The organism is Nostoc cf. edaphicum LEGE 07299 (assembly GCF_015207245.1).
Taxonomy (GTDB): Bacteria; Cyanobacteriota; Cyanobacteriia; order Cyanobacteriales; family Nostocaceae; genus Nostoc; species Nostoc edaphicum_B.
This window is the reverse complement of the sequence record NZ_JADEXF010000873.1, coordinates 1-2,904: the sequence shown is the minus strand read 5'-3', so window position 1 is coordinate 2,904 and position 2,904 is coordinate 1. Positions and strand designations below refer to the sequence as shown.

The following is a 2,904-nucleotide window of genomic DNA, read 5'->3' as shown; positions in this document are numbered from 1 at the left end:
TTCTTTACTTGAGTAAATATAGTTGATGCGATCGCTTATGTAATAACTGTTTTCGTATCAATGGAATACACGATAAGGTAGCATAGGTGTGCTACCTTACTAAAAACGAATATTAACCTTCTTTAATCGCTGCTTGATAGCGACCTAGCGCGATTAAAGGAAAGTATTGTTGATACATATGATACTTAAGATAAAAATGACAAGGGAAGCCAGTACCTGTAAAGTCCGCCTCAAACCAAGTACCATCTGCCTGTTGAGTTGCAACCAGATAGTCAATTCCCCGCTCAATCACCTCAAGAACTAATTTACCAGTTGCTTCACCTGCGGCCAAAAGGCCAATTAAAGCCCAAGCAGTTTGAGATGCAGTACTATTTCCTTTTCCTTTGAGACTGGGATCGTTGTAGCTGCGGCAAGTCTCGCCCCAACCACCATCTGGATTTTGACATCCAACTAACCAAGCTGCTCCTCGTTCTATATTGAGTTTATGCCTTTGAGGATCGATTAACGCCAAAGCTGATAAAACGCCACTGGTTCCGTAGATATAATTTACACCCCAACGACCAAACCAACAGCCTTCGGTTTCTTGTTCGTGTAAAAGATAAGTAAGCGATCGCTCCAAATTATCACTATCAATTGACAAATCACAAGCACCCAGCATTTCTAGTACTCTAGCCGTAACATCTGCGGTGTTTGGATCGATCATGGCTTTCAAGTCGCCATAAGGAATTGAGTTAAGCCAATCTTGATCGTTATCCAAATCAAAAGCAGCCCACCCGCCTGGTTTACATTGCATAGATGCAATCCAGTTTAAGGCACGAGCGATCGCAGCCTGCTTGATTTTTTCATTAGGAAGTTTCGCCAAATGTAGAGCCATCACCACCACCGCCGAGTCGTCTACATCGGGATAAAAGCGATTCTCAAACTCAAACGCCCAAGCCCCTGGTTTTCCCCGATGATTTTTGACAACCCAATCTCCGTAATCCAAAATTTGCTTTTGCAGTAACCATTCTCCAGCTTGCACCACGGCGGTATGATCTGGTGCAAAGCCTGATTCTACTAAGGCACGCATCGCCCAAGCAGTATCCCAAACTGGTGAAACACAAGGCTGTACCCGGTAGCTATTTTCTGTTTCAATGGCAAAGTTATCAATTGCTTGCAAACCTCGTTCCACAATAGGATCGCTTCGGTCATAATCCAGACACCGCAAAGCTAGCATTGAATTCAACATCGCCGGAATAATGCCGCCCCAGTCACCTGTAGCTTCTTGGCGCTCTAAAATCCATTTTTCGGCGGCTTTGATGCCTTCTTGACGGAAAGGGACTAAATTAAGGCTTTCTGCCAACTTAAACCCCTGATCGAGGGTGAGGAATAAATCTGTCCAATCGCCACTTTGGGGTAATTCCCACTGGACTCGATCGACACCTTCAGCGTATAGCTCATCTAGATTGATTGCTGAGTCGGTGAGATAAACAGGTTTGCGATCGCATACAATCAGCAACGGCACAGTACTAGAACGTGCCCAGCTAGACATCTCGTAGATATTGACAGGGAAAGCTTTTGGCAACAGCATTATCCAAGGTGGTAGCGAGGGAATACCGCGCCAGTTGTAGCAGCCAATCAAGGCTAAATGTAACTTGGTAAAAATCCGAGTTTTGCTGATACCACCCCGTTGGAGAATAAAGGCTTGCGCCTGAATCATCGCCGGATCATTTGCTGGTACACCTAGTAGCCTCAGCGCCATGTAGGCTTCAACCGAGGTGCTAAGTTCTCCGCCATCACCGTAATAAAGTTCCCAACCGCCATGCTCTCGTTGCTCTTGACGCAGATATGCTTCAGCTTTGTGTAAAGGTCTGGTTTGGTCTGTTCCCCAAATCTTATGTAAAAGGACGACTTCAGCAGTGATGGTGACATTAGATTCCAACTCTGCCCACCAGTAACCTGCCGAATTTTGAATCGAAAGCAGATATTCTTGACTGGCTGCGATCGCATCTGCGATTTGATTGACTTTTACCCTGTCTTGTGTTTGCATCAAATACTATTTAACCTCAACACCCAACACTAGTTTTGAATACGCTATTACAGCGAAAATTTTTTTTTCCTGTATCAATAGACATAGTATTCTGTCTGAGTCACTGATAATTTGCAATAGGTCATGGATGTAATTGTATTAGGATTGATGCTCTTATCCTTGACAATTTGGTTAGGATTACTGGGTTTTTGGGGACAGTTTTGGCGGACAGACCAGCAATTAGAGGTGACAGAAACTCAGCTACAATCGTTACCTGTGGTTTGTGCGGTGGTTCCAGCCCGTAACGAAGCTGAGTTAATACCAACTAGTTTGCGATCGCTCCTACTTCAAGATTATCCCGGTTCTTTCAACGTATTTTTAGTAGACGATCGCAGCACAGACCGGACAGCAAATTTTGCCGGAGGGGTTGCACACGCTGTAGGTAAAGCCCAGCAATTGCATATTATCTCTGGCGAACCACTGCCCCCCGGTTGGTCGGGCAAACTTTGGGCAGTTGAGCAAGGTATAAAGAGCGCGAGTTTATTTGCACCCGATTATTTTTTGCTGACTGACGCAGATATCGAACACGATCCCGGTAATCTCCGCCGACTCGTTGCTAAAGCTGTGCAGCAAGATTTAGATATGGTTTCGGTAATGGTGCGACTCAGGTGTGAAAGCTTTTGGGAAAAACTTTTGATTCCAGCTTTTGTCTTTTTCTTCCAAAAACTCTATCCTTTTCGCTGGGTGAATAATCCCAACAATGCCACAGCCGCCGCCGCTGGGGGATCTATTCTGATTAGCCGAAAAGCTTTAGAACGAATCGGCGGTATTCAAGTCATTCGCCAAGCTTTAATTGACGATTGTGCTCTGGCGATGGCTGTCAAGAAGAGCAGGGG

The 2,904-nt window shown here is 45.1% G+C and carries 2 protein-coding genes; one reads left to right on the top strand and one right to left on the bottom strand.

The genetic code is table 11. The features are described from left to right. Positions 1–112: 112 nt before the first annotated feature. Positions 113–2,029, bottom strand: a complete 1,917-nt coding sequence (shc, locus tag IQ229_RS21995) for a squalene--hopene cyclase (protein ID WP_194047382.1) — start codon at positions 2,027–2,029, stop codon at positions 113–115. A 123-nt stretch (positions 2,030–2,152) separates the two neighbouring features. On the opposite strand from shc, the gene IQ229_RS21990 reads away from it, so the two are divergent. Next, on the top strand, positions 2,153–2,904 hold a 752-nt coding region (locus IQ229_RS21990), incomplete at its 3' end, for a glycosyltransferase (protein ID WP_194047379.1).

What these genes read in the sequence shown, in the direction of transcription:
- shc (WP_194047382.1), bottom strand. Translation starts at nt 2,029, where the DNA reads ATGCAAACACAAGACAGGGTAAAAGTCAATCAAATCGCAGATGCGATC.